The sequence below is a fragment of the Microbacterium sp. NPDC007973 genome, assembly GCF_042958465.1.
In the GTDB taxonomy this organism is placed as follows: domain Bacteria; phylum Actinomycetota; class Actinomycetes; order Actinomycetales; family Microbacteriaceae; genus Microbacterium; species Microbacterium galbum.
Map to the genome: position 1 here is coordinate 643706 of NZ_JBIBJJ010000002.1, position 22764 is coordinate 666469.

Genomic DNA, 22764 nt, shown 5'->3' on the forward strand with positions numbered 1-22764 from the left:
CCCCGGTCTCGCGTGGCCGCGCGGCATCGTGAGCGCGCACCGTCCCTGTTCTCACCCGCTGGCGGAACTCGCCGCGACCGGCTGCTTCACCCGCCCCGTGCGGGAGCGCGGCCGGGGAAGTGCGCGAGCGATATCCGCAGAGTGGGCTCGAGCGCCGCGCCGTCGGCGCCGGGGAGGAAGCACGTGAGGATCGTCAGTGTCGCGCCGGTGGTGCCGTTCGACGGCATTCCGCACGCCGGAGGCCAGTACTACCTCCGCCACCTGCGGGCGCTCGCCGACGACGGACACGAGGTCACCCTCGTCGCCCCGGACTCCGACGACAATCGCGCGGCCCGCGCGCGATCCACGGTGACCGCGACCATCGTCCTCGTGCCTCTCCCCGCCCCCCGACGCGGTCTGCGGCGCCTCACCGCTCTCGACGAACGGCAGCAGCGGCGGTTCTTCCCCGTCCGCCCGGTGAGGCGCGTGTGCCGTGCCTTCGCGCAGTCGTCCGAGGTGCGCGCGCTCTTCGCCGCGGCCGATGCCGTGGAGTTCCAGTGGACGCAGATGGGGTGGTTCGCCCGGTGGGTGGGGGCTCCGGCCCGACGCCTCGTCTTCGCGCACGATGTCATGCTGCAGAGCGCGGAACGCTTCCTCGCCGCGGCCGGATCGCGGTGGTCTCCCCGGGGCCTGGTCGCCCGCGTGCGACTCGCCACCGTGCGCCGCGACGAGCGGCGGGTATACACCGACGTCGACACGGTCCTCGTCTTCAGCGCGAAGGATGCCGCGGTGGTGCACCGCGCGGCGCGTTGCGCGGCCCCGGTCCGCGTCGTGCGGCCGCCTCTGGCCGAGCCCGTCGCGCCAGATGCGGTGTCCGGTGCCGAGTCGGCCGTCGTGACGGCCCCGGGTGGGGGAACGGTGCTGTTCGTGGGGGCGTTCGACCGTTCCGTCAACGCCGACGCCGCCCTGTGGACCCTGCGCGAGATCGCTCCCCGCGTCCATCGGCGGCACCCGGGCGCGCGGTTCGTCTTCGCGGGCGCGAACCCCACCGACGAGATGCGGCGGGAGGCGGAGCTCGTGCCCGACACCGTCACAGTGACCGGTCGCGTCGACTCCCTCGAGGAGTACTACGCCGACGCCGCCCTGGTCCTCATCCCGCTGCGATCGGGTGCCGGCGTGAAGTTCAAGACGGTGGATGCCATGGTGCGCGGAATCCCCGTCGTGTCGACCTCGATCGGCGTCGAGGGCATCGTCGACGACGTCCTCTCGGCCTTCGCCCTCGCCGACGACGCCGCGGGTCTGGCGGACGGCGTCTGCGCTGCGCTCGACGATCCTGCCGGCGCGCGCCGCCAGGCTCGCGCGGTGCAGCCCGCGGCGGCTGCCGAGTTCTCGGTGGAGCGCTTCCGGCGCACGCTGGCCGATGTCTACGCCTCCACCTCCGACGAAAGCTGAGCTCGTGACCTCTTCTTCTCCTCTCCCCCGCGTGGTCGGGGCCACCGTCACCTACGGCGCGCGATCGGCGTCGTGTCTGGCGACCGTCGACGCGTTCCTCGCCGCGGGGGTGAGGGAGGTCGTCGTGGTCGACAACGGCTCGACCCCGTCGTCCCGGCAGGCGCTTGTCGAGTATGCGCGCGAGCACGCGCCGCGGGTGCACCTGCACCATCTGGAACGCAACGAGGGATCGGCGCTCGCGTTCGGGATCGCCCTCGCCCGGGCCGTCGAGGCGGGGGCCGACCATGTGTGGGTGCTCGATGACGACAACCTTCCCGCCGGCGACGCGCTGGCGGCGCTCCTGCGCGAGGAGCGGGCTCTTCGCGCGGCGGGACACGGGCTGTGCGCGGTCGCCCCGACCCGGGCCCCGGGAGCCGCGCCCGCCGAGATCGCCGAGGCGATCCGGGTGGAGCAGGCGCGGGAGCAGCCGCGCGAAGACCGGTCGTTCGCCGGCGTCGAGCTGACCCTCTTCGCCCGCCGCGCGGGGGAGCGCCTGGGGCTGCGGCGTCCGGCGGCGGCTGCGGGCGGGGCGGATCTGGCCTACGCCCCGTACGGGGGGCTCCTCGTGGGGGCCGACGTCATCCGGCGCATCGGCTTCCCCGACACCGCTCTCGTGCTCTACGGCGACGACCTGGAGTACACCTCGCGCATCGTCGCGGCGGGCGGGCTCATCCGTCTGTCTTGCGACGCCGTCGTGGTCGATCCGCGCGGCGAGCGATGGATGCCGCCCGGGTTCGAGGTCCTGGCGATGTTCCGGTCCACGAACGACGCCCTGCTGTACTATTCGGTCCGCAATCGCATCCACCGTGAGCTGCGCACCGGTCGTCGGCGCAGTCCCGCCCGCTCGGTGAATGCCGCCCTGTTCTGGGCCCTGTGCCTCGGCTGTACGGTGCTGACGGGGCGTCCCGCGAAGCTGCGCGTGCTCCGTCGGGCGGCTGCCGATGCGCGGGCCGGCCGTTTGGGTCGCCGCGTCGAGTTCTGAGCCGGCGTGCTCGAGGGGTCCTGCGACCAGCGGGTGATCGTGAGGGTGAAGCCTTAGAGCTCGAGGGTGATCCGATCGCACGCGGCTCGCGAGACGCACGGCATCATCGTGCGGTTGGCCTCCTGCTCCTCCGGCGACAGCACGGAGTCGCGGTGCTCGACGTCGCCGTCGACGACCGCGACCTCGCAGGTGCCGCACGTGCCCACGCGGCAGCTCGAGGGCACGACGACGCCGTTCTCCTCGACCACGTCGAGGATCGACCGCTCCGGCGGAACGGTCACGGTCAGTCCCGACATCATGAGGTCGACCTCGAAGGGCTCCGTCCACACCGGCGGCCCGAGCACCTTCGCCTCGAAGCGTTCGACGTGCAGGCTCCCGCGCGGCCAGACCGCCATCGTGGCGTCGAGGGCCTCGAGCAGACGCGCGGGTCCGCACGCGTACACGACCGTGCGGGCGACGGGCGTGCCCAGGCGTCGGGGGATGTCGAGTCGGCGCCCCTCGTCTGCGGCGAACACCTCGACGCGGTCGCCGTAGCGCTGCTCGAGCTCATCGACGAAGGCCATCGTCGCGCGTGACCGTCCGACGTAGAGCAGGGTCCAGGCGGCCCCCGCCGCCTCCGCGGCCTCGATCATGGGCACGATCGGCGTGATCCCGATGCCGCCGGCGACGAACACGTACGAGCGCCCCGCGGTCGGGGCGAAGAGGAAGTGGTTCGCGGGGCCCCGGACCCGCAGCGTGGCCCCGACGTGCGCGTTCTCGTGCAACCACACGGAGCCCTCGCGCTCGCGGAGCACGCCGATGCGCCACGTGCCGCGCGCGCTCGGCGACCCGCACAGCGAATACTGCCGCTCGAGTCCGTCGGGCAGCACCACGTCGATGTGCGCCCCCGGCGACCAGTGCGGCAGCGTCCCCGTCGCGCGCTCGAGGTCCAGCACGACGATCCCCTCGGCGGCATCCCGTCGCTCCCGCACCACGGCGTCGAAGCTCACCCCTGCGCTCACGCGTTCTCCTCCTCGGTCAGACGTCGGTCGGATCGTCGGCGCCGTCGCCGTGGACGACCTCCTTGACGATCAGCAGGCGATAGGGCGTGCCGTCGGGCGAGTGCCAGCGGTGCGGCGTGCCCGAGCGGCAATACACCGAGTCGCCGACGTGCAGTGTGCGCTCGCCGAAGGCGCCGAACGAGATCACGATCGAGCCCTCGAGCACCGTGAGGAACTCGTCCTCGTCGTGCACGTAGTGATCGCCCGGCTGCGGGTTGGACCCCGTGAACTCCAGCGGCTCGAAGCGGCGCGGGCCCTCCGCGAGCAGGCGTGCGGTGCCCTCCGCGTACGGACCGGTCACGCCCTCTCCGGCCGCGACGAACGACGGCTGCGCATCGGCGTCGGCACGCGGGGGCTCGGAGCCCGCGATCAGCTCGACCCGGCTCGTCCCCAGGGCCCGTGCGAGCCGCTCGAGACTCGCCATGCTCGGCCGGGCGAGCCCGCGCTCCAGCTGGCTGAGGAACGGATGCGACAGCTCGGCCGCCTCGGCGAGCTGGGTGAGCGTGAGCCCGCGCGCCTTCCGCAGGCTGCGCAGGTGCGCGCCGAGGCGCTCGTCACTCGTGGGGGTGTGCGCGTCGGGGGTCGGAAGCGCGGAGAGGGGGACCGCCGGTGGAGCCATGGACGTCATCGTGCCACCCTCTCGAAGAGGCGGGCGACGATCTCGCCCTCGTCGGCCGTCGCGAGGCGGCCCCCGTCGACCACGATCCGCCCGCCCACGACGACCGTGCGCGGGCGCCGGCCGGGCGAGGCCCAGAGCAGCCCCGCGACGGGATCCGCGACGCCCGCATCGGCCACGCCCGAGACGTCCCACAGGCACAGGTCGCCGGCCGAGCCCGGCGTCAGGCGTCCGAGTTCGGGGCGACCGAGACCGTCGGCGGAGCCCTCCGTGGCCATCGTCAGCACCTCGGATGCCGGCAGCTGCGGCCCCACCAGCGCCGAGACCTGCATCGCCAGGCGCGCGTCCGCGAGAAGGTGGCCCGCGTCATTGCTGCCGCCGCCGCTGGTTCCCAGGCCCACCGCGATCCCCGCGTCGAGGAGACGCCGAACCGGGGCGACTCCCCAGCCCATCGGCACGTCGCAGCCGGGCGCATGGGTGGCGGTGACCCCGGATGCCGCGAGGCGGGCGATCTCGTCGGGGGCGACGTCGCAGAGGTGGGCGAGCGTCACGTCGGGAGCGAGCCAGCCCCACTCCTCGAGCAGATCGAGGGGTCGTCGTCCGTAGCGCTCGAGCGCGATCTCGACGTCGACCACCTCGTTGGCCTGCGTGCGTCGTCGGAGCCCGTGGCGTCGGGCCAGCTCGCCCAGCAGCTCGAACGTCTCGCGGGGATCGCTGTGCACCCCGGCGGGCCCGACCGCGACCTGCAGCATCCCGTCGACCGAGACGCCGCCGGCGCCCTCGGGCACGAGCGCCGAGACGATCGCCTCGGCCGAGGCGGCGGCCTCCTGCGGGTCGTCGCGCGCGGTTCCCCGCACGAACGCGAGGCGTGCACCGAGCCCCGCGGCGGCGTCGGCCGCGGCCCGCGCCATCCCGACGGTGTCGGCACCGCTCGGCCAGGTCAGATGGTGATCGGCGACCGTCGTCACCCCGCTCAGCAGCGCTTCGGCGAGGCCGGCACGCGCGGCGAGCAGCGTCAGGTCGGGGTCGACGCCCGCTTCGCCGTATGCCGACGCCATCGCCGGAAGCCACTCGCGCATCGGGATGCCGCGGGTGCCGGGGAGCGTGCGGAACGCGGTCTGCAGCAGGTGGTGGTGGGCGTTGACCAGGCCCGGCGTCACGACGCACCCGCTCGCGTCGACGACTCGCGCTCCGGTGAGGTCGGCCGCGTCGACGACCCGCCCGTCGGCGATCACGACGTCGCCCGTGCGCACGCGGCCCGCCGCCTCGACGACGGCCACGGCGTCGCGCACCACGAGCGCGCTCATGCGGTCCTCACGCCGCACGCGAGGCCGGCGTCGTCCGCGGCCGAGACCCGGGCGCGCGCTCCCGAGGAGGGGTCGTGTCCCGCGGCACCCGATCCGTGCAGCCTCGCCCCCGCCTTCTCGCGCAGGGGTCGTGCGCTCGCCGCGTTGCGGGATGTCACGATCTCGGCGATCACCGACAGGGCGGTCTCTTCGGGCGAGGCGCCTCCGAGGTCGAGGCCGAGAGGGGAGTGAAGCCTCGAGAGCTCGGCATCCGTCACCCCCGCGTTCCGCAGCAGTTGCGCGCGGCGCGCGACGGTCGCCCGTGCCCCCATCGCGCCGACGAAGCCCACCGGCATGCGCAGGGCGGCGCGCAGGGCGGGGATGTCGAGCCGCTCGTCGTGCGTCAGTACGCACACCGCGGTGCGCTCGTCGGCGTCGTCGACGGTCGCGAGGTACTCGTGCGGGGCGGCGACGACGACCTCGGCGGCGTCGGGGAAGCGCTCGCGCGTGGCCAGGAGCGCCCAGTCGTCGCACACCGTGACCCGGAATCCGGCGGCCGCGCCGAGCCGGCACAGCGCCGCCGCGTGCTCGCCGGCGCCGAGGACGATCAGGCGCGGGGCCGCGGGCCGCTCGAGCACGACCGGTCCTCCGTCGAGGTCGAGGCGCACGGTCGCCTTTCGTCCGGCGCGGGCTGCTTCGAGCGCCGGGCGGACGCTGTCGTCGAGCGGGTAGGCCACGACGTCGACCGCACCCCCGCACGCGAGCCCCGCGGCGATGGGGGTGACGGTGCCGTCGTCGGTGAACCCGAAGCGCGCGCGACGCACGTGTCCGGTGCGCAGGGCGTCGAGACCGAGCATCACGGCGTCGTTCTCGACACAGCCTCCGGAGATCGATCCGATGACGCGCGCCTCGCGCGTGACGACGAGGGTCGCGCCCACGCCGCGCGGGGCGCTGCGCACCACGGCGGTCACCGTGACGGCCGCGAGCGGCACCCCGGCATCCATCAGAGGCACCAGGTCGGCGGCCAGATCGAGCATGGGACGACGGTAATCGGGGCGTGTTTCGCGCACGCTACGCTGTCGTGACCATGCCCGCCGCGCCTCCCGTCGCCGTCTCGGGGCTCGTGCTGGCCGCGGGTGCGGGTCGTCGTTTCGGCGGTCCCAAGGCTCTCGCGCGCACCCCCGCGGGAACGCCGTGGATCGCCCTCGCCGTCCGCGCGCTGACGGAGGGCGGATGCCGCGACGTCACGGTCGCGCTGGGAGCCGGGGCCGAGGAGGCCGTCGCTCTCGTTCCGCGGGGCGCGACGATCGTGACCGTGGCCGACTGGGAGTCGGGCATGGCGGCCTCCCTGCGGGCCGGCCTCGGCGCACTGCGATCCGGGGCGGGGATCGCCGCTGTCGTCGTCCCCGTCGACACCCCGGGGATGCCGCCCGCGGCGGTGGCGCGCATGCTCCGGCACGCGGATCGGGACGCGCTCGCGCAAGCGGCGTACGCCGGGGCCCCGGGTCATCCCGTGCTGCTCGGCCGATCGCATTGGGCCGCCGTCGCGGACGCCGCCCGGGGCGACGTGGGCGCGCGGCCGTACCTCGTCGCGCAGGGCGCGTCGCTCATCGAGTGCGGCGATCTGTGGTCGGGCGCCGACCGCGACACCCGCTGAGGCCTGGCTCGGCCGCGTCTTTCCGGGGATCCGGCACGTTCGGTCACGGTCTGATCACGGCGTGGGCAATTTTGACGTGCCTATAGACAAAACCCCCCGCGGTGGATATTTTTCCGGAGCCGTCATAATTCGACGGACCAGAGTGCCGGGACGATGACGTACCCGATCCGACGCCGGGGAGGGCGCGGGTACGGACCACACGGTCCCTGCTGTTCAGAGAGGAACGCAGATCACATGCTGAAGAAAATCCTGACCGGTGCGGCCATCGCCGCACTCGCGGTGGGCCTCGGAGCCTGCAGCTCGACGCGCCCCGCCGAGGGCGGCGGAGACGCCGCCGGCGCGAGCGGCGACTGCAACGTCGGCATCGCGATGCCGACCCGCAGCCTCGAGCGCTGGATCAACGACGGCGAGCAGCTGCAGAAGAAGCTGCAGGATGCCGGGTGCACGGTCGACCTGCAGTACGCCGACAACAAGACCGACCAGCAGATCAGCCAGATCCAGAACCAGATCTCGGGTGGCGCGAAGATCCTCGTCATCGCCGCCATCGACGGGTCGACGCTCGGCCCGGTCCTCGAAGAGGCCAAGTCGCAGAACGCCACCGTCATCGCCTACGACCGCCTGATCAACGGCAGCGAGAACGTCGACTACTACGCCACCTTCGACAACTACAAGGTCGGCACCCTGCAGGGCCAGTACATCGAGGAGCAGCTGGGCCTGAAGGACGGCAAGGGTCCCTTCAACCTCGAGCCCTTCGCCGGCAGCCCCGACGACAACAACGCCAAGTTCTTCTTCGCCGGTGCCTGGGACGTGCTCCAGCCCTACGTCGAGAAGGGCCAGCTGGTGGTCCCCAGCGGCAAGTCGCCCGCCAACGACGACGCGTGGGCGTCGATCGGCATCCAGGGCTGGGCGTCCGACAAGGCGCAGGCCGAGATGGACAACCGTCTCTCGTCGTTCTACGGCGACGGCAAGAAGGTCAACGTCGTGCTCTCGCCCAACGACAGCCTCGCCATCGGCATCGAGGCGTCGCTGAAGTCGGCCGGCTACACCGCCGGCGCCGAGTACCCGATCATCACGGGTCAGGACGCCGACAAGGCCAACGTCAAGGCGATCCTCGACGGCACGCAGTCGATGACGGTCTGGAAGGACACCCGTGCCCTCGGCGACCGCGTCTTCACGATGATTCAGGAGATCAAGGACGGCAAGGAGGTCGAGGTCAACGACACCAAGACCTACGACAACGGCAAGAAGGTCGTCCCGTCCTACCTGCTGACCCCCGAGGTCGTCGTCAAGGACGACGTGCAGTCCAAGCTCATCGACTCGGGCTTCCTGAAGGCCTCCGACGTCGGGCTCTGATCCCCATCGGCCGGGGCGGGCTCGCCCGCCCCGGCCCTCTCGCGGCGGGGCGGGTTCGCCCGCCCCGCCGCTCGATCCTCGCCACCGCGGCGAGGAAGCTGACGGAGGAAACACACCATGACCGAACCGATCCTGCGCATGGCGGGGATCTCGAAGTCGTTCAACGGCGTGCCGGCCCTGGCCGACGTGTCGATCGACGTGTACCGCGGTGAGGTCCACGCGATCTGCGGCGAGAACGGCGCCGGCAAGTCGACCCTGATGAAGGTGCTCAGCGGCGTCTACCCGGCGGGCTCCTTCGAGGGCACCATCACCCTCGAAGGCGAGCGGATGGAGTTCCGCTCGATCAACGACAGCGAGGCCGCCGGCATCGTCATCATCCACCAGGAGCTGGCGCTGAGCCCCTACCTCTCGATCGCCGAGAACATCTTCCTCGGCAACGAGAAGTCCAAGCGCGGCGTCATCGATTGGAACGCCACCAACACCGCCGCCGCCGACCTGCTCAAGCGCGTGGGGCTCCGCGAGAACCCGGCCACCAAGATCTACGAGCTCGGCGTCGGCAAGCAGCAGCTGGTGGAGATCGCGAAGGCACTGGCCAAGGAGGTCAAGCTCCTCATCCTCGACGAGCCGACCGCCGCCCTCAACGACGACGACTCGGCGCACCTGCTCGACCTCATCGACCAGCTGCGCACGCAGGGCATCACGTGCATCATCATCAGCCACAAGCTCAAAGAGGTGCTGCGCATCGCGGATCGCATCACGATCATCCGCGACGGCCGCACCATCGAGACGATGCACCGCTCCGACCCCGACACCGACGAGGGGCGCATCATCCGCGCCATGGTCGGCCGCGACCTCAACAGCCTGTTCCCGCCACGCGAACCCGACATCGGCGACGAGCTGTTCCGCGTCGAGAACTGGACCGTGCACCACCCCGTCGACACCGAGCGCGTCGTCATCCAGGACGCGTCGTTCATGGTGCGCGCGGGCGAGATCGTCGGCTTCGCCGGCCTCATGGGCGCCGGTCGCACCGAACTCGCGATGAGCATCTTCGGTCGCATGTACGGCACCGGCATCTCGGGCGAGGTCTACAAGAACGGTCAGCAGATCGACGTGCGCACCGTCGACGCGGCGATCAAGCACGGCATCGCCTACGCGACCGAGGACCGCAAGAAGTACGGTCTCAACCTCATCGGCGACATCCAGGTCAACGTGTCGGCATCCGCTCTGGCCCGCCTCGCCCGACTGGGCGTGGTCGACCGCTATCGCGAGTACAAGGTCGCCGACTCCTACCGCTACAAGATGAACATCAAGGCGCCCAGCGTCGCCGCGATCACGGGGCGCCTCTCCGGCGGGAACCAGCAGAAGGTGGTCCTGTCGAAGTGGATGTTCACCGGACCCGACGTGCTGATCCTCGACGAGCCCACCCGCGGCATCGATGTCGGGGCCAAGTACGAGATCTACGGGATCATCAACGAGCTCGCGGCCCAGGGCAAGGCCGTCATCGTCATCTCGTCGGAGCTGCCCGAGGTCATCGGCCTCTCCGACCGCATCTACACCATCTCCGAGGGACGCATCACGGCCGAGGTCAGCCGCGACGACGCGACGCAGGAGACCCTCATGCGGCACATGACCGCCGGAAGGAACTGACAGCAATGGCCACCGCATCCACCCAGACGGTCGAGGCGCCGACGCAACCGGGTCCGCGCCGCCGCGGCATCCTGTCGCGCATCAACTTCCGTCAGTTCGGCATCCTCGCCGCTCTCGTCATCATCATCGTGTTGTTCCAGGTGCTCACGGGCGGGCGCCTGCTCATGCCGGGCAACGTCAACAACCTCATCCAGCAGAACGCCTATGTGCTGATCCTCGCGATCGGCATGGTGATGGTGATCATCGCCGGCCACATCGACCTGTCGGTCGGTTCGGTCGTCGCGATGGTCGGCGCCATCGCCGCGATCGCGATGAATCAATGGGGTCTGCCCTGGTTCGTCGCCGTACTGCTCTCGCTCGTCGTCGGTGCCGTGGTCGGTGCGTGGCAGGGCTTCTGGGTCGCCTTCGTCGGCATCCCGGCGTTCATCGTCACCCTGGCCGGCATGCTGCTCTTCCGCGGCCTCACGCTCGTGCTCCTCACCGGTGGCACGATCAGCGGCCTCCCCGACGGCTTCACCGCGATCGGCGCCGGCTGGCTGCCGCCGTTCCTGGGCTACCTCGGCAACTGGGACTCCCTGACCCTCGTGCTGGGCGCGATCGCGTGCGTGCTGCTGATCGTCCAGCAGCTGCGCACCCGGGCCACGCTGCGCCGCCTCGAACTGCCGCGTGAGCTCGCGTGGTCGTTCTGGCTCAAGAACGCCATCGCGGTCGTCGCGATCATGGCGGTCGCCTTCACGATCGCCGCCTACAACGGCACCCCGATCGTGCTGATCATCCTCGCCGTGCTCGTGCTGGCGTACACGTTCGTGCTCAACCGCACCACGTTCGGTCGCCACATCTACGCGATGGGCGGCAATCTCTTCGCCGCCGTGATGAGCGGCGTGAAGACGAAGTGGGTCAACTTCTTCATCTTCGTGAACATGGGCGTGCTCGCGGGCCTCGCCGCGGTGGTCAGCACCGCTCGCGCCGGTGGCGCCGTGGCATCCGCCGGTCAGAACTACGAACTGGATGCCATCGCCGCGGTGTTCATCGGCGGCGCCGCCGTGCAGGGCGGCATCGGAACGGTCGTGGGCGCGGTCGTCGGCGGCCTCGTTATGGGCGTGCTGAACATGGGCCTGTCGATCCTGAGCGTGGACGCCGCCTGGCAGATGGCCATCAAGGGCATCGTGCTGCTCCTGGCGGTCGCCTTCGACATCTTCAACAAGCGCCGCAACGGCGGTGTCTGACCGGATGGGGAGCGCGGCCCCGGGGCCCGCTCCCCATCCGCGTCGCCGCCTCACCCGCCGCGTCATCCGCTGCGTTTCTCGTCCGTGCGACTCCGATGGGATGATGGGGGAGGTGCTCCCCTCATGACCCCTGCCGTGTTCGAGCCCGCGACCCCGCTCGCGCCCCCGGCCGGTCGTACGACGAACGACCTGATCCGGCAGCAGAACCTCGCGTCGGTGCTCGCGCTGCTCCACTCTCGGGGAGCGCTCTCACGCGCGCAGTTGGGGGCGATGACGGGGCTGAACCGCTCCACCGTCACCGGGCTCATCATGGAGCTCACCGAGCTCGGCCTCGTGCGCGAGGCGCCGAGCGGGGAGCGCACCGGCAAGGTCGGGCGCCCGACCCTCGACCTCGAGCCGGAGGACCACGTCGCCGCCCTCAGTGTGCGGGCCGAACCCCACGCGGTCACCGTCGCGCTCGTCGGTCTCGGGGGAGTGGTCCACGCCCGACTCCGACACGACACGGCCTCGGCGCCCTCGCCCCGCCGATTCGTGCAGATCGTCGCGTCGTCGGTCGAGGCGATGCGCGCCGACATCGACCGGCACTACCGCGTGGTGGGGGCGGGTCTCGCCGTGCCCGGGCTCGTCAACGCCAACGGCTCCGTGCTCGTCTCGCCCACTCTCGGCTGGCGGCGCGATCCGGTGTCCGCCCGGCTGAGCGACGAGCTCGGGATGCCGGTGACCGCGGGCAACGACGCCAGCATCGGCGCTCTGGCCGAGTCGCGTTTCGGGGTCGGCGTGGGCGTCGGCAACCTGCTCTACCTCGGTGGCGCCATGCACAGCATCGGCGGCGGCCTCATCATCGACGGCACCCTGTTGCGCGGCACCTCCGGCTATGCCGGGGAGCTCGGGCACACCGTCGTCGACCCGCGGGGTCGCGCGTGCGTGTGCGGACGTCGAGGGTGCCTCGAGGCCGAGGTCAGTCTCGACATCCTCGAACCACTGCTGGGCCGTCGCAAGCTCGACGAAGACGAACTCGACGTGGAGCTCGGCGTCGCCCGCAACCCGCGCGTGATGACCGAGGTCACGCGTCAGGTCGAGATGCTCTCGCTCGCCCTGACCAACTTCGTCAACGCCTTCGCCCCCGAGACCGTGGTGCTCTCCGGATACCTCGGCGCGCTGCTCTCGGTGAGCCGTGAGCGTCTCGCCGACGCCGTCCGCGTGCATCCCCTCGGCGCCGAGGGGCGCACCATCCGGCTCGAGCGTGCGCACCTGCGGTCGCGGCTCATGCTCATCGGCCCGGCGGAACTCGCCTTCGCCGACCTGCTGTCGAACCCGGCGGGCTTCCGCGGCTGACCGCCGTGGCCCGGCGGCCCGTCGTCGCCTCGCGGCCCCTCCCTCCGCACCCGCGCCCCGGCGAATCCCCGTCGAGTGTCCAGGACGCGCCGCATCCGCCGGACGGGGGCGGCGTGTCCTGGACACTCGACGGGTGAGGGGGGCGGGGGCGTCAGCCGCCGAGCACGACGTTCAGCGGCTCCTCGCCCGCGGCGAGGCGCTCGATCTGACGGCGGACGAGGCGCGCGATGCGCGGGCGCATGGCATCCGTCGCCCCTCCCACGTGCGGGGCGATGAGCACGCCCGGAAGGCTCCACAACGGGTGGCCCTCGGGCAGCGGCTCGGGGTCGGTGACGTCGAGCGCCGCACGGATGCGACCGCGCCGCACGTGGTCGACCAGGGCGTCCGTGTCGACCAGCGGCCCACGTCCGACGTTCACGACGAGCGCGCCGTCGGGCAGGGCCGAGAGTGCCGCGTCATCGAGGATGTGGCGCGTGGAGTCGCCGCCGGGGAGCGAGGCGATGACGATGTCGGTGTCGGCGAGCACCTCGGCCAGCTTGCCGAGGGGGAACACCTCGACGTCGTCCTGCAAGCGGCCGTGCGAGGCGACGGCGCGCAGGTGCACCTCGAAGGGCTTCAGGCGCGCGGCGATCGCGCGGCCCACCCCGCCGAAGCCCAGCAGGGTGACGCGGGCGTCGGCGAGGCCGGGCGCCCCGCCGCCGGACCACTCGCCGCGGTCCTGGGCACGCACGAACTCGGGCAGCCGACGTCGAGCGGCGAGGGTGAGGGCCACGGCGAGCTCCGAGGTCGCGGTCTCGTGCACGCTCGCGGCATTGGCGAAGACGAGTCCCTCGGGTAGTCGTCCTTCGACGTTGTCGTATCCGATCGACTGGCTCTGCACGAGCCCGACCTCGATCTCGCGCAGGCGCTCGATCACGCCGGTCATCGACATGTACGGCGGCACCACCATGTCGAAGCGTTCTCGGGGAGCGGCATCCTGCATGTCCCACACGACCACCTCGACGCCGTCGGGCAGTGCGCCCAGGTCGTCGCGCAGCTGGGGGGTGGGCACGGACACGAGAAGAGGGGTGGAGGTCGTCACCCGATCGACGCTACCCGCGGATCCCGCGGCGGGGAGGAGTCTTGCGCGCGGCGGCCGATGTGCACGCCCACCGGCACGTCGTAGGCGAGGTACTCCGCGAGCAGGCGGTCGGAGTCGTGCTCGAACAGGCGGCGCGAGAGGGCGGCGGCGAGTTTCGTGGCGCCGCCGACGAGGCCGGGGATCTGATGGCTCAGCATGCCCTGGCTGATCCGCGCACCGTGGTTGAACATGTGGATGCGCGACAGCGCCGAACGGCCGGGCGCGCTTCGGCTGACGAGCCCGAAGTCGTCGTCGAGGTAGGGGAACGCCGCCAACCCCGGGTTCTGCGCGATCTCCGCGGGCGACAGGCGGTCGCTCCACAGCGCGGCGTCCGCGGCGACGCCCGCCAGCTCGGGGCGCCGCGCCAGGTCGGCCGCGATCCCCGTGGCCGCGAGCACGACGTCGTAGTGATGGATGCCGTGCGGCGTCGCCACCGCGATGTCGCGGCCCGTCCACGACACGCTCTCCCACGGCGAGGAGGTGAGGAAGCGGAACGTGTCGAACGCGTGCGCCCGCCACAGCGCGTTCTGCGTCGCGGGCTGGTCGACGGCGGAGAGGTGCACGTTGAACGCCCATTTCTGCGCGTCGGTGAAGGAGCCGTAGTTCTCGATGAGTCCGGCGAACTCCATCCAGCGATACGGGCTCACCTGCGGCATCGACGGGCGGCGCATGTGCACGTCGACGCTCGCCGCCCCGTGCTCGAGGGCGGTGGCGGCGTTGTCGAACGCCCCGGTGCCGGCTCCGAGGATGCCGATGCGCAGGCCCGCGAGGGCGGAGAAGTCGATGTCGTCGTGCGTGTGATGGACGCGATCGGCAGGCAGGCCGTCGAGCAGAGGGGGAAGGTGTCGACCGCCGGCGCCCTCGATGCCCGTGGCCAGCACGACGTGCCGGGCGGGCAGCATCCACTCCCCGTCGGGCCCGTCGAGGTGCAGGGTCAGGGGGTCGTCGGCGCCCTCGACGACGAGGGAGCGCACACGGGTGGATGCGACCGTGGTCACGGCCGAGGCGTCGCGGTACCAGTGCAGGAAGCCCTGCCACGCCACCGTCGGGAAGTACTCGATGGCCTCCCAGGCCGCGTCGCCGTAGACGGCCTCGAACCACGCCCGCGGGCTCACCGCGGGGGTGCCCCAGGTCGGCCACGCGATGTCCTTCGGGGTGCGCAGCGTGTGCATGCGCGCGTAGGTGGTCCACGGGCCGGCCGCGTCGGCGGGGGCTGCGTCGATCACGACGACGTCGTCGATGCCGCGGCGCCGCAGGCCCCGGGCGAGGACCAGACCGGCTTGACCGGCGCCGACGATGACCACCGGGCGCACGCCGTCGCGGGTGCCGGCCCACGAGCGTCCGTCCCCGGCGCTCAGCTCCGCCTGGTGCGCGGCGTCTCGTTCGAGGGACGCGAGGCGTGCGGCGGCGTCGGGGAGGGGGGTGAGCACCCTCACTCCCCGTCGATCACGACGCGCACACCGTAGGCGTCGTCGAGACGGTGGTTGTGGTGGTCCGAGACGTTGGTGTCGTCGAGCTCGAGGTTGACGAAGTCCATGCTCGGATCGGCGAAGAAGGGGCCCGCGTGCCAGGTGCCTTTGCGCATCGTGACGGCGGTGCGCGGCGGGATGCGGAAGGCCCGCAGGTCGTCGAGCGCGGGCTCGTCGATGCCGGGGGCGGCGACGGCGAGGGTCCACTCGACGTCGCCGACGGCCATCAGCGTCTGCGTCGTCTCGAGGTGACGGGTCACCCGCACGAATTCGGCGGGCTTGTCGTCGAGGTGCATGAGGTAGAAGCGCGGGATGCCGCCCGACACGTCGAGCACGGCCTCCTCGGCGGTGAACGGGGTGCCGTCCTCCATGGGGGTCAGGACGACGCCGAAGGCCTCGAAGGCCTCGGCGGAGACGACCTCGGATCGCAGCGGGTGGACGGTCAGGGTGTCGGTCATGACGGCTCGCTTTCGTCGGGTGACCTTGACGTTACGCTTGTCCAACAAGGCTGTGAGCATCTTGTCGGACAAGTTCACCGTGCTGTTACGCGTCCGAAACGCTCACGCCCGCACGCGCCGGATCAGCGCGTTGCGCAGCCCCGGGGGTGCGGGGAGCTGAACCTCGCGCGACCAGTACCCGATGGCGTCGTCGGCGCCGTACCCGCAGTAGGTCATCTCGATGACCGGCGTCGCGGGTGTCGACGACAGCAGGGCCGCGCGTTCGGCATCCAGGCCGCTCGCCTCGATCCACAGCGTCTCCCAGGCCACGCGCACGCCGTTGGCGGCTTCCGCCAGAGCGAAGACCGGGCTGTGGGGGTCGAGCTCCCCCTCTCGCGTGACGGGTACGAGGTCCTCGGCGAGGGCGTACGGCTCCCCGTCGACGCGCCACATCTTCACCGTGCGCAGCACGCTCGTGCCGTCGGGGAGATCGTCGAATCGATCGATGCCGGGAGTCAGCGTGACGCGCTCGGACGACACCAGGTCGAGGGCCGCGTCGTAACCGGCGGAGCGGATCGACAGGAGATGGTCGAACTGCTGGTCGATGCGGCGCCCGACGCCCGGCAGGCGCCGGTTCGGCGAGGTGCGCGCCCCCTGCGTGCGGTGGACGTATCCGCGCTCCTCGAGGCGGATCAGCGCCTCGCGCACCGAGTTGCGACTCGCGCCGGTCAGCGCGGCCAGGCGCGGCTCGGACGGCAGGGTGTCGGCATCCGCTCGCCAGAGGTGCAGGATGCGATCGATCAGCGCGTCCTGATCGGGGGCGCGCTTGTCGGTCACGGCGGGGCCGGGTCAGGCGGCGGCGTTCACCGCGGCGGCGATGGCCGACGTGAAGAAGCCGAGGCCGTCGACGCCCGAGCGCATCGCTGCGGCGGTGCCCGGGCCGAAGCCGGGCTCGACCGCGTGCTCGGGGTGGGGCATGAGTCCCACGACGTTGCCGCGCTCGTTGGTGAGGCCGGCGATGTCGTCGAGGGAGCCGTTCGGGTTGACGCCGACGTAGCGGAAGGCGACGAGGCCCTCCCCGTTCACGCGGGCCAGGGTCTCGGCATCCGCGATGTATCCGCCGTCGGCGTTCTTCAGCGGGATGACGATCTCGTCGCCCTCGGAGAAGTCGCTGGTCCAGGCCGTCGAGGCGTTCTCGACGCGCAGGCGCTGGTCGCGACGGATGAACTGCTGGTGGGCGTTGCGGATGAGGCCACCGGGCAGCAGGTGCGCCTCGACCAGCATCTGGAAGCCGTTGCAGATGCCCAGGACGGGCATGCCCTTGGCTGCCGCATCTTTGACCTCGGCCATGATCGGCGCGAACGCGGCGATGGCGCCGGCGCGCAGGTAGTCGCCGTAGCTGAAGCCACCGGGCAGCACGAGGGCGTCGACGCCCTTCAGGTCGTGCTCGCCGTGCCAGAGCGCGACGGGCTCGCCACCGGCGAGGCGGATCGCGCGCTGCGCGTCGCGGTCGTCGAGGGAGCCGGGGAAGGTGATGACCCCGATGCGCGCGGTCACCGCTCGATGACCTCGATGTTGACGACGTCTTCGATGACGGCGTTCGAGAGCATCTCGTCGGCGAGCTCGCGGGCCCGGGCGAGCGTGGCCTCGTCGACCTCGCCCTCGACGGTGAGCTCGAAACGCTTGCCGATGCGGACGTCCGAGAAGCGGTTCTCGCCGAGCCGGGAGAGGGCGCCGGCGACGGCCTTCCCCTGCGGGTCGAGAAGCTCGGCCTTGGGCATGACGTCGACGACGATGGTGGGCACTGCAGCTCCAGAAGTCGGGTGGCGTTGTGGGAGTCATCTTACGCGAGCGCGGCGACGCCTCGTGGTGCGGGGCGGCTGCGGTGGTGGGGGTGTGGCGGCTGGGCCGGTGGTGCGGCTGCGCCGGTGGGGCGCGCCGGTGGGGGCGACTGCGCCGGTGGGGCGGGGCGCCGGCGGTGCGGGGCGCGCCGCACCGCCACCCCGATAAACGCCCGCAGCACCGGGAAACGCATTCCGAGAGCGTTTCCGAGTGCAGCGAGCGTTTATCGAAGAGGCGTGAGGCGAGTCTCGACCGGGTAACGGAATGGGAGCGCTCCCTTGACGGCGTGGGAGCGATCCCATACTGTCGTCCCGATCGGTGAGAGCGCTCCCACAGCGCGACTGCTCGCACCGCTTCACACCCACCACAAAGGAGTGATCTGTGAACACCCATGCCCTGCGCCGGACCGCGCTCGTCGCCGCGGTCGCGTCCACCTCCGCCCTCGTCCTCGCCGGTTGCTCCGGCGCGGGGGGCTCCGCCTCGGGCGGAGACGGCGACGTGACTCTCACCATCGCCACCTTCAACGACTTCGGCTACACCGATGCGCTCCTGCAGGAGTACATGGACGCGCATCCGAACGTGAAGATCGTGCACAACAAGGCCGCCACCAGCAACGAGGCCCGCGAGAACTACTTCCAGAAGCTCGGCAAGACCGGCCTCGCCGACATCGAGGCGATCGAGGTCGACTGGCTGCCCGAGGTCATGGAGTACGCCGACCTGCTCGCGCCCGTTCCCGACGACCTCAAGAGCCGTTGGCTCGACTACAAGGTCGAGGCCGCCACCAGCACCGACGGCAAGCTCGTCGGCTACGGAACCGACATCGGTCCCGAGGGCGTCTGCTACCGCTCCGACCTGTTCGCCGCGGCAGGGCTGCCCACCGACCGCGCCGAGGTCGCCGCGATGCTCGAGGGCGACTGGTCGACTTACTTCGCGGCGGGCGACACGTACGTCGCCGCCACGGGCAAGGCCTTCTTCGACTCCGCCGGCGGCACGTACCAGGGCGCGATCAACCAGGTCGAGGCCGCGTACGAGAACCCGGATGACGGGTCGATCACCGCCACGAGCAACCCCGAGGTCAAGAAGATCTACGACCAGGTGCTCGCCGCCAGCGCCACGCAGTCCGCCCACCTCGGTCAGTGGTCCGACGACTGGTTCGCGGGCCTGTCGAACGGCGCGTTCGCCACGATGCTCTGCCCCGGCTGGATGCTCGGCGTGATCGAGGGCAACGCCCCCGAGGTGAAGGGCTGGGACATCGCGAACGTCTTCCCCGGCGGCGCGGGCAACTGGGGCGGTTCGTACCTGACCGTCCCCGGCAACGGCAAGAACGTCGAAGCCGCGCAGGAGCTCGCCGACTGGCTGACCGACCCCGAGACGCAGGTCAAGGCGTTCGAGAACGCGGGCACGTTCCCGAGCCAGACCGACGCGCTGAAGGCGGACGCCCTCACCGGCAGCGTCAACGCGTACTTCAACGACGCTCCGGTCGGCGAGATGCTCTCCGAGCGCGCTCAGGCCGTGAAGGTCTCTCCCTTCAAGGGCCAGTTCTACTTCCAGATCAACGACGCGATGCAGAAGGCCCTGACCCGCGTCGAGGACGGAACGCAGAGCGCCGCGGACTCGTGGAAGCAGTGGGCGACCGAGGTCGACGCCCTGTCCTGACCCCGCGATCGGATGCCAGGGGCCGCGGCCTCGCGCCCCTGGCATCCGTCGCCCGTCCCCTTCTCGCGTGAGGGGTCGAGACCCGTCGCTCCCGCATCGTCGCGGGCGATAGCTTCCGGCCCCTCGCGCAACGGAAACGGAGCACAGATCGTGACCAGTACACTCGAACGCCCCACGGGGGGCGCGGCGCCGCAGACGCGCGCCCGCGAACCCCGCCGCGTGGGATTCAGCACGCGCCGCAGTACGTGGGACCTCAAGCTCTCGCCCTACCTCTACATCTCGCCGTTCTTCATCCTGTTCGCGATCACGGGGCTCTTCCCCATCGCGTACACCGCCGTGATCTCGTTCATGGACTGGGACCTGGTGCGCAACTCCGGCGAGTTCATCGGCTTCGACCAGTACGCGTGGGTGCTCTCGCAGCCCAAGTTCTGGATCGCGCTGCGCAACACCTTCAGCATCTTCCTGCTCTCCAGCGTCCCGCAGCTGATCATCGCCATCTTCGTCGCCGCGATGCTCGACCAGAACATCCGCGCCAAGACCTTCTGGCGCATGAGCGTGCTGATCCCCTACGTGATGGCGCCGGTGGCCGTCGCCCTCATCTTCAGCAACATGTTCGGCGACCAGTACGGCGTCGTGAACACCACCCTGCAGAACCTAGGCCTGCCCGCGGTGCCGTGGCATTCCGACGCGTTCGCGAGCCACATCGCCATCGCGACGATGGTCAACTTCCGGTGGACCGGGTACAACACCCTCATCCTGCTCGCCGCGATGCAGGCGATCCCGCGCGAGTACTACGAGGCCGCGACGGTCGACGGCGCCGGCAAGATCCGCCAGTTCTTCTCCATCACGTTGCCGAGCCTCAAGCCCACCCTGATCTTCGTCATCATCACCGCGACGATCGGCGGACTGCAGATCTTCGACGAGCCGCGCATGTACGACCAGTACGGCACGGGCGGAGCCGACAACCAGTGGCTCACCGTGACCCTGTGGCTCTACAACGTCGGCTGGGGGGAGTGGAACTTCGGCCGCGCCGCGGCCCTCGCGTGGATCCTGTTCCTGATCATCCTCGCCATCGGCGCGATCAACATGGTCGTCACGCGTTCGCTCGTGCGCGACGACGGCAGCCGCGATCCCCGCAGCCGCCGAGAGCGGCGGGCGCAGGCCCGGGCCGCCGAAGAACGATTGAGGGCGGATGCCGCGTCGGTCGGCATCCGCGGAGAGGAGACGCGTCGATGACCGCCGTGAACGCCGCACCCGTCCCGATCGTGGAACGCGGCACCCCGTCGCCTTCGCGCCGCCGCCCGCGTCCGGTGCGCGGATCGCGCCCCGGCTGGATCGTCTACGCGAGCCTCGGCGCGGTGCTGCTGGCCAGTGTCTTCCCCTTCTACTGGTCGCTGTTGATCGGCTCGGGCGACTCGTCCACCATCCGCGACGCGAACCGCTCGTGGATCCCGGGCGGGAACTTCTTCACCAACGCCGCCGCCGTGATCGGCGACTCCGCGGTCAATTTCTGGCCCGCGCTGCTGAACTCGATCATCAGCTCCGGCCTGATCGCGGCATCCGTCGTCTTCTTCTCCACCCTCGCGGGATGGGCGTTCGCGAAGCTGCGTTTCCGCGGCGGGCCGTGGCTGCTGGTCTTCGTCGTCGGGACGATGGCGGTGCCGATGCAGCTGGGCGTGGTCCCGCTCTACATCCTCTTCAGCGAGCTCGGGTGGACCGGGCAGCTCGGCGCGATCATCATCCCCGCCCTCACGAGTGCGTTCGGGGTGTTCTGGATGACGCAGTATCTGCGTCAGGCCGTGCCCGACGAGCTCATCGAGGCGGCCCGTGTCGACGGGGCGAGTTCGTTCCGCACCTTCCTCACGGTGGGCGTGCCCGCCGCGCGCCCCGCGGCGGCGATGCTCGGCCTGTTCACGTTCGTGAGCGCCTGGAACAACTTCTTCTGGCCGTTCATCGTGCTCGACCGCCAGAACCCGACCCTGCCGGTGGCCCTGTCGCTGCTGCAGTCCAACTACTTCGTCGACTACTCGATCGTCCTCGCGGGCGTGCTCCTGTCGACGATCCCGCTGCTGCTGCTGTTCGTCTTCGCGGGCAAGCAGCTGGTCAGTGGCATCATGCAAGGGGCGGTCAAGGGATGACCCTCGCGCCCACGGAAGGAACCCGATCCATGTCCACCACCCGTTCGTTCCCCGACGGCTTCCTCTTCGGCGCCGCGACCGCCGCCTACCAGATCGAGGGCGCCGCTTTCGAAGACGGCCGCACCGCGTCGATCTGGGACGCCTTCAGCCGCGTCCCCGATGCCGTCATCAACGCCGACAACGGCGATGTCGCGTGCGATCACTACCACCGCTACGCCGACGACGTGCAGCTGATGAAGCAGCTCGGCCTGCAGACGTACCGCTTCTCAACCTCGTGGTCGCGCGTGCGCCCCGACGGCGGCGCGCTCAACGCGAAGGGCGTCGACTTCTACAAGCGCCTCGTCGACGAACTGCTCGATGCCGGCATCCTGCCCTGGCTCACCCTGTACCACTGGGACCTCCCGCAGGCCCTGCAGGAGCGGGGCGGGTGGACCGTGCGCGAGACGAGCGACCGCTTCACCGAGTACGCGCTCGACATGCACGACGCCCTCGGCGACCGCGTCGACGTGTGGACCACGCTGAACGAGCCCTGGTGCTCGTCGTTCCTCAGCTACACCGCGGGCATCCACGCGCCCGGGCATTTCTCCCAGGCCGAGGGCATGCTCGCGGCCCACCACCTGCTCCTCGGTCACGGGCAGACCGTGCGCGAACTGCGGGCGCGCGACTCCTCGCTCAACCTCGGCATCACGCTGAACCTCACGGTGGCGGATGCCGTGAACCCGGCCGATCCCGCCGACCTCGACGCCGCGCGGCGCGTGGACGGGCAGTTCAACCGGTGGTTCCTCGACCCGATCTTCCGCGGCTCGTACCCGGCCGACATCATCAAGGACTTCCGCGACACCGACGCCGAGGCCGTGGCGCGCTGGCAGGAGGCCGTCCACCCGGGCGACCTCGAGATCATCTCGACCCCGGTCGACTCGCTGGGCGTGAACTACTACCACGGCGAGTTCGTGGGCGGCACGCCGCCCGAGGTCGACCCGCCCGCGGGCGACGCGCCCACCCCGCGTCCGATCGGTGTGCCGTTCCCGGCGCACGAGAAGCTCTACTGGCACGACCGCGGCCTCCCTCGCACCAACATGGGCTGGGAGGTGCAGCCCGAGGGCCTGACGCGCCTGCTGGAGCGGGTGAGCGAGGAGTACGCCGCCCCCGCCGACGTGGCTCTGTACGTCACCGAGAACGGCGCGGCGTACGACGACGAGGTCGTGGCCGACGACGGCGACGAGCGCGTCCACGACATCGACCGCGTCGAGTTCGTCGAGGCCCACCTCGGGGCCGTCCTCGACGCCGTCGAGCGCGGTGTCGACGTGCGCGGCTACTTCTACTGGTCGCTCATGGACAACTTCGAGTGGGCCTGGGGCTACGCCAAGCGTTTCGGCATCGTGTACGTCGACTACCGGACCCAGGAGCGCGTTCTGAAGGACTCGGGCCGGCAGTACGCTCGCATCATCGCCGAGCGTGCTCTGGCCGCGGCCCCCGCGGTCTAGAGCTCG

General features: G+C 71.1%; 21 protein-coding genes. 11 read left to right on the forward strand and 10 right to left on the reverse strand.

Going from position 1 to position 22764, the window contains the following annotated elements:
- Positions 1-183 precede the first annotated feature (183 nt).
- The gene (locus tag ACFZA2_RS08155; protein ID WP_391403035.1) at positions 184-1431 is read left to right on the forward strand and encodes a glycosyltransferase; all 1248 of its coding nucleotides are present in this window, start codon (positions 184-186) and stop codon (positions 1429-1431) included.
- A gap of 4 nt (positions 1432-1435) precedes the next feature.
- Positions 1436-2452, forward strand: a complete 1017-nt coding sequence (locus ACFZA2_RS08160; protein ID WP_391403038.1) for a glycosyltransferase — start codon at positions 1436-1438, stop codon at positions 2450-2452.
- A gap of 53 nt (positions 2453-2505) precedes the next feature.
- Here the strand turns inward: ACFZA2_RS08160 and ACFZA2_RS08165 are convergent, their stop codons facing one another.
- Genes ACFZA2_RS08165 through ACFZA2_RS08180 form a run of 4 tightly spaced genes read right to left on the reverse strand, consistent with a single transcriptional unit; the run spans position 2506 to position 6431 of the window.
- Complete coding sequence (locus tag ACFZA2_RS08165) at positions 2506-3453, reverse strand: PDR/VanB family oxidoreductase (protein WP_391403041.1); 948 nt, start codon at positions 3451-3453, stop codon at positions 2506-2508.
- 16 nt (positions 3454-3469) lie between these two features.
- Positions 3470-4120, reverse strand: coding sequence for an XRE family transcriptional regulator (locus tag ACFZA2_RS08170; RefSeq protein WP_363387662.1), 651 nt, complete (start codon positions 4118-4120; stop codon positions 3470-3472).
- Complete coding sequence (locus ACFZA2_RS08175) at positions 4117-5415, reverse strand: amidohydrolase family protein (protein ID WP_391403044.1); 1299 nt, start codon at positions 5413-5415, stop codon at positions 4117-4119. Before ACFZA2_RS08175 ends, ACFZA2_RS08170 begins: the two co-directional genes overlap by 4 nt.
- Positions 5412-6431 carry an XdhC family protein gene (locus ACFZA2_RS08180; RefSeq protein WP_391403047.1) on the reverse strand — a complete coding sequence of 340 codons (1020 nt, stop codon included), beginning with the start codon at positions 6429-6431 and terminating at the stop codon, positions 5412-5414. The genes ACFZA2_RS08175 and ACFZA2_RS08180 overlap by 4 nt, the downstream gene beginning before the upstream one ends.
- Before the next feature lie 50 nt (positions 6432-6481).
- Between ACFZA2_RS08180 and ACFZA2_RS08185 the strand changes: the two genes are divergently transcribed.
- The 5 genes from ACFZA2_RS08185 to ACFZA2_RS08205 all read left to right on the forward strand — a co-directional run bounded on the left by ACFZA2_RS08185 (position 6482) and on the right by ACFZA2_RS08205 (position 12612).
- Positions 6482-7051: an NTP transferase domain-containing protein gene (locus ACFZA2_RS08185; RefSeq protein ID WP_391403050.1), complete on the forward strand. Its 570-nt coding sequence runs from the start codon at positions 6482-6484 to the stop codon at positions 7049-7051.
- Between the two features lie 234 nt (positions 7052-7285).
- Entirely contained in the window at positions 7286-8404 is a 1119-nt protein-coding gene (gene chvE / locus ACFZA2_RS08190; protein WP_315993856.1) for a multiple monosaccharide ABC transporter substrate-binding protein, read from the forward strand.
- 117 nt (positions 8405-8521) lie between these two features.
- A complete protein-coding gene (gene mmsA / locus ACFZA2_RS08195; RefSeq protein ID WP_391403053.1) occupies positions 8522-10051 on the forward strand; it encodes a multiple monosaccharide ABC transporter ATP-binding protein in 1530 nt (509 codons plus the stop codon).
- Between the two features lie 5 nt (positions 10052-10056).
- Positions 10057-11277, forward strand: a complete 1221-nt coding sequence (mmsB, locus tag ACFZA2_RS08200) for a multiple monosaccharide ABC transporter permease (protein WP_315993854.1) — start codon at positions 10057-10059, stop codon at positions 11275-11277.
- Between the two features lie 123 nt (positions 11278-11400).
- Entirely contained in the window at positions 11401-12612 is a 1212-nt protein-coding gene (locus ACFZA2_RS08205) for an ROK family transcriptional regulator (RefSeq protein ID WP_315993853.1), read from the forward strand.
- Between the two features lie 151 nt (positions 12613-12763).
- On the opposite strand, the gene ACFZA2_RS08210 is transcribed toward ACFZA2_RS08205, so the two are convergent.
- The 6 genes from ACFZA2_RS08210 to purS all read right to left on the reverse strand — a co-directional run bounded on the left by ACFZA2_RS08210 (position 12764) and on the right by purS (position 17443).
- Positions 12764-13693 (reverse strand): 2-hydroxyacid dehydrogenase, encoded by a 930-nt coding sequence (locus ACFZA2_RS08210; protein ID WP_391403057.1) that lies wholly within the window; start codon positions 13691-13693, stop codon positions 12764-12766.
- Positions 13690-15162: an FAD-dependent oxidoreductase gene (locus ACFZA2_RS08215; protein WP_391403060.1), complete on the reverse strand. Its 1473-nt coding sequence runs from the start codon at positions 15160-15162 to the stop codon at positions 13690-13692. Before ACFZA2_RS08215 ends, ACFZA2_RS08210 begins: the two co-directional genes overlap by 4 nt.
- 2 nt (positions 15163-15164) lie before the next feature.
- Positions 15165-15659: an ureidoglycolate lyase gene (locus ACFZA2_RS08220; RefSeq protein WP_391403063.1), complete on the reverse strand. Its 495-nt coding sequence runs from the start codon at positions 15657-15659 to the stop codon at positions 15165-15167.
- A gap of 102 nt (positions 15660-15761) precedes the next feature.
- Positions 15762-16475: a GntR family transcriptional regulator gene (locus tag ACFZA2_RS08225; protein WP_391403065.1), complete on the reverse strand. Its 714-nt coding sequence runs from the start codon at positions 16473-16475 to the stop codon at positions 15762-15764.
- Positions 16476-16487: 12 nt separating this feature from the next.
- Positions 16488-17195, reverse strand: a complete 708-nt coding sequence (gene purQ / locus ACFZA2_RS08230; protein ID WP_315993848.1) for a phosphoribosylformylglycinamidine synthase subunit PurQ — start codon at positions 17193-17195, stop codon at positions 16488-16490.
- On the reverse strand, positions 17192-17443 hold the full coding sequence (purS, locus tag ACFZA2_RS08235) for a phosphoribosylformylglycinamidine synthase subunit PurS (RefSeq protein WP_076673305.1): 252 nt from the start codon (positions 17441-17443) through the stop codon (positions 17192-17194). Before purS ends, purQ begins: the two co-directional genes overlap by 4 nt.
- 418 nt (positions 17444-17861) lie before the next feature.
- On the opposite strand from purS, the gene ACFZA2_RS08240 reads away from it, so the two are divergent.
- From ACFZA2_RS08240 to ACFZA2_RS08255, 4 genes are all read left to right on the forward strand, one after another.
- A complete protein-coding gene (locus ACFZA2_RS08240) occupies positions 17862-19136 on the forward strand; it encodes an ABC transporter substrate-binding protein (protein ID WP_391403070.1) in 1275 nt (424 codons plus the stop codon).
- A gap of 150 nt (positions 19137-19286) precedes the next feature.
- Positions 19287-20372: a carbohydrate ABC transporter permease gene (locus tag ACFZA2_RS08245; RefSeq protein WP_391403073.1), complete on the forward strand. Its 1086-nt coding sequence runs from the start codon at positions 19287-19289 to the stop codon at positions 20370-20372.
- Complete coding sequence (locus tag ACFZA2_RS08250) at positions 20369-21274, forward strand: carbohydrate ABC transporter permease (protein ID WP_391403076.1); 906 nt, start codon at positions 20369-20371, stop codon at positions 21272-21274. Before ACFZA2_RS08245 ends, ACFZA2_RS08250 begins: the two co-directional genes overlap by 4 nt.
- Before the next feature lie 29 nt (positions 21275-21303).
- Entirely contained in the window at positions 21304-22758 is a 1455-nt protein-coding gene (locus ACFZA2_RS08255; protein ID WP_391403079.1) for a glycoside hydrolase family 1 protein, read from the forward strand.
- The last annotated feature ends 6 nt before the right edge of the window (positions 22759-22764 follow it).

Excerpts from the sequence above, each read along its gene's own strand:
- ACFZA2_RS08170 (WP_363387662.1), bottom strand. The coding sequence starts at position 4,120 with ATGACGTCCATGGCTCCACCGGCGGTCCCCCTCTCCGCGCTTCCGACC.
- ACFZA2_RS08175 (WP_391403044.1), bottom strand. The coding sequence starts at position 5,415 with ATGAGCGCGCTCGTGGTGCGCGACGCCGTGGCCGTCGTCGAGGCGGCG.
- ACFZA2_RS08180 (WP_391403047.1), bottom strand. The coding sequence starts at position 6,431 with ATGCTCGATCTGGCCGCCGACCTGGTGCCTCTGATGGATGCCGGGGTG.
- ACFZA2_RS08185 (WP_391403050.1), top strand. The coding sequence starts at position 6,482 with ATGCCCGCCGCGCCTCCCGTCGCCGTCTCGGGGCTCGTGCTGGCCGCG.
- chvE (WP_315993856.1), top strand. The coding sequence starts at position 7,286 with ATGCTGAAGAAAATCCTGACCGGTGCGGCCATCGCCGCACTCGCGGTG.
- mmsA (WP_391403053.1), top strand. The coding sequence starts at position 8,522 with ATGACCGAACCGATCCTGCGCATGGCGGGGATCTCGAAGTCGTTCAAC.
- mmsB (WP_315993854.1), top strand. The coding sequence starts at position 10,057 with ATGGCCACCGCATCCACCCAGACGGTCGAGGCGCCGACGCAACCGGGT.
- ACFZA2_RS08205 (WP_315993853.1), top strand. The coding sequence starts at position 11,401 with ATGACCCCTGCCGTGTTCGAGCCCGCGACCCCGCTCGCGCCCCCGGCC.
- ACFZA2_RS08220 (WP_391403063.1), bottom strand. The coding sequence starts at position 15,659 with ATGACCGACACCCTGACCGTCCACCCGCTGCGATCCGAGGTCGTCTCC.
- ACFZA2_RS08250 (WP_391403076.1), top strand. The coding sequence starts at position 20,369 with ATGACCGCCGTGAACGCCGCACCCGTCCCGATCGTGGAACGCGGCACC.
- ACFZA2_RS08255 (WP_391403079.1), top strand. The coding sequence starts at position 21,304 with ATGTCCACCACCCGTTCGTTCCCCGACGGCTTCCTCTTCGGCGCCGCG.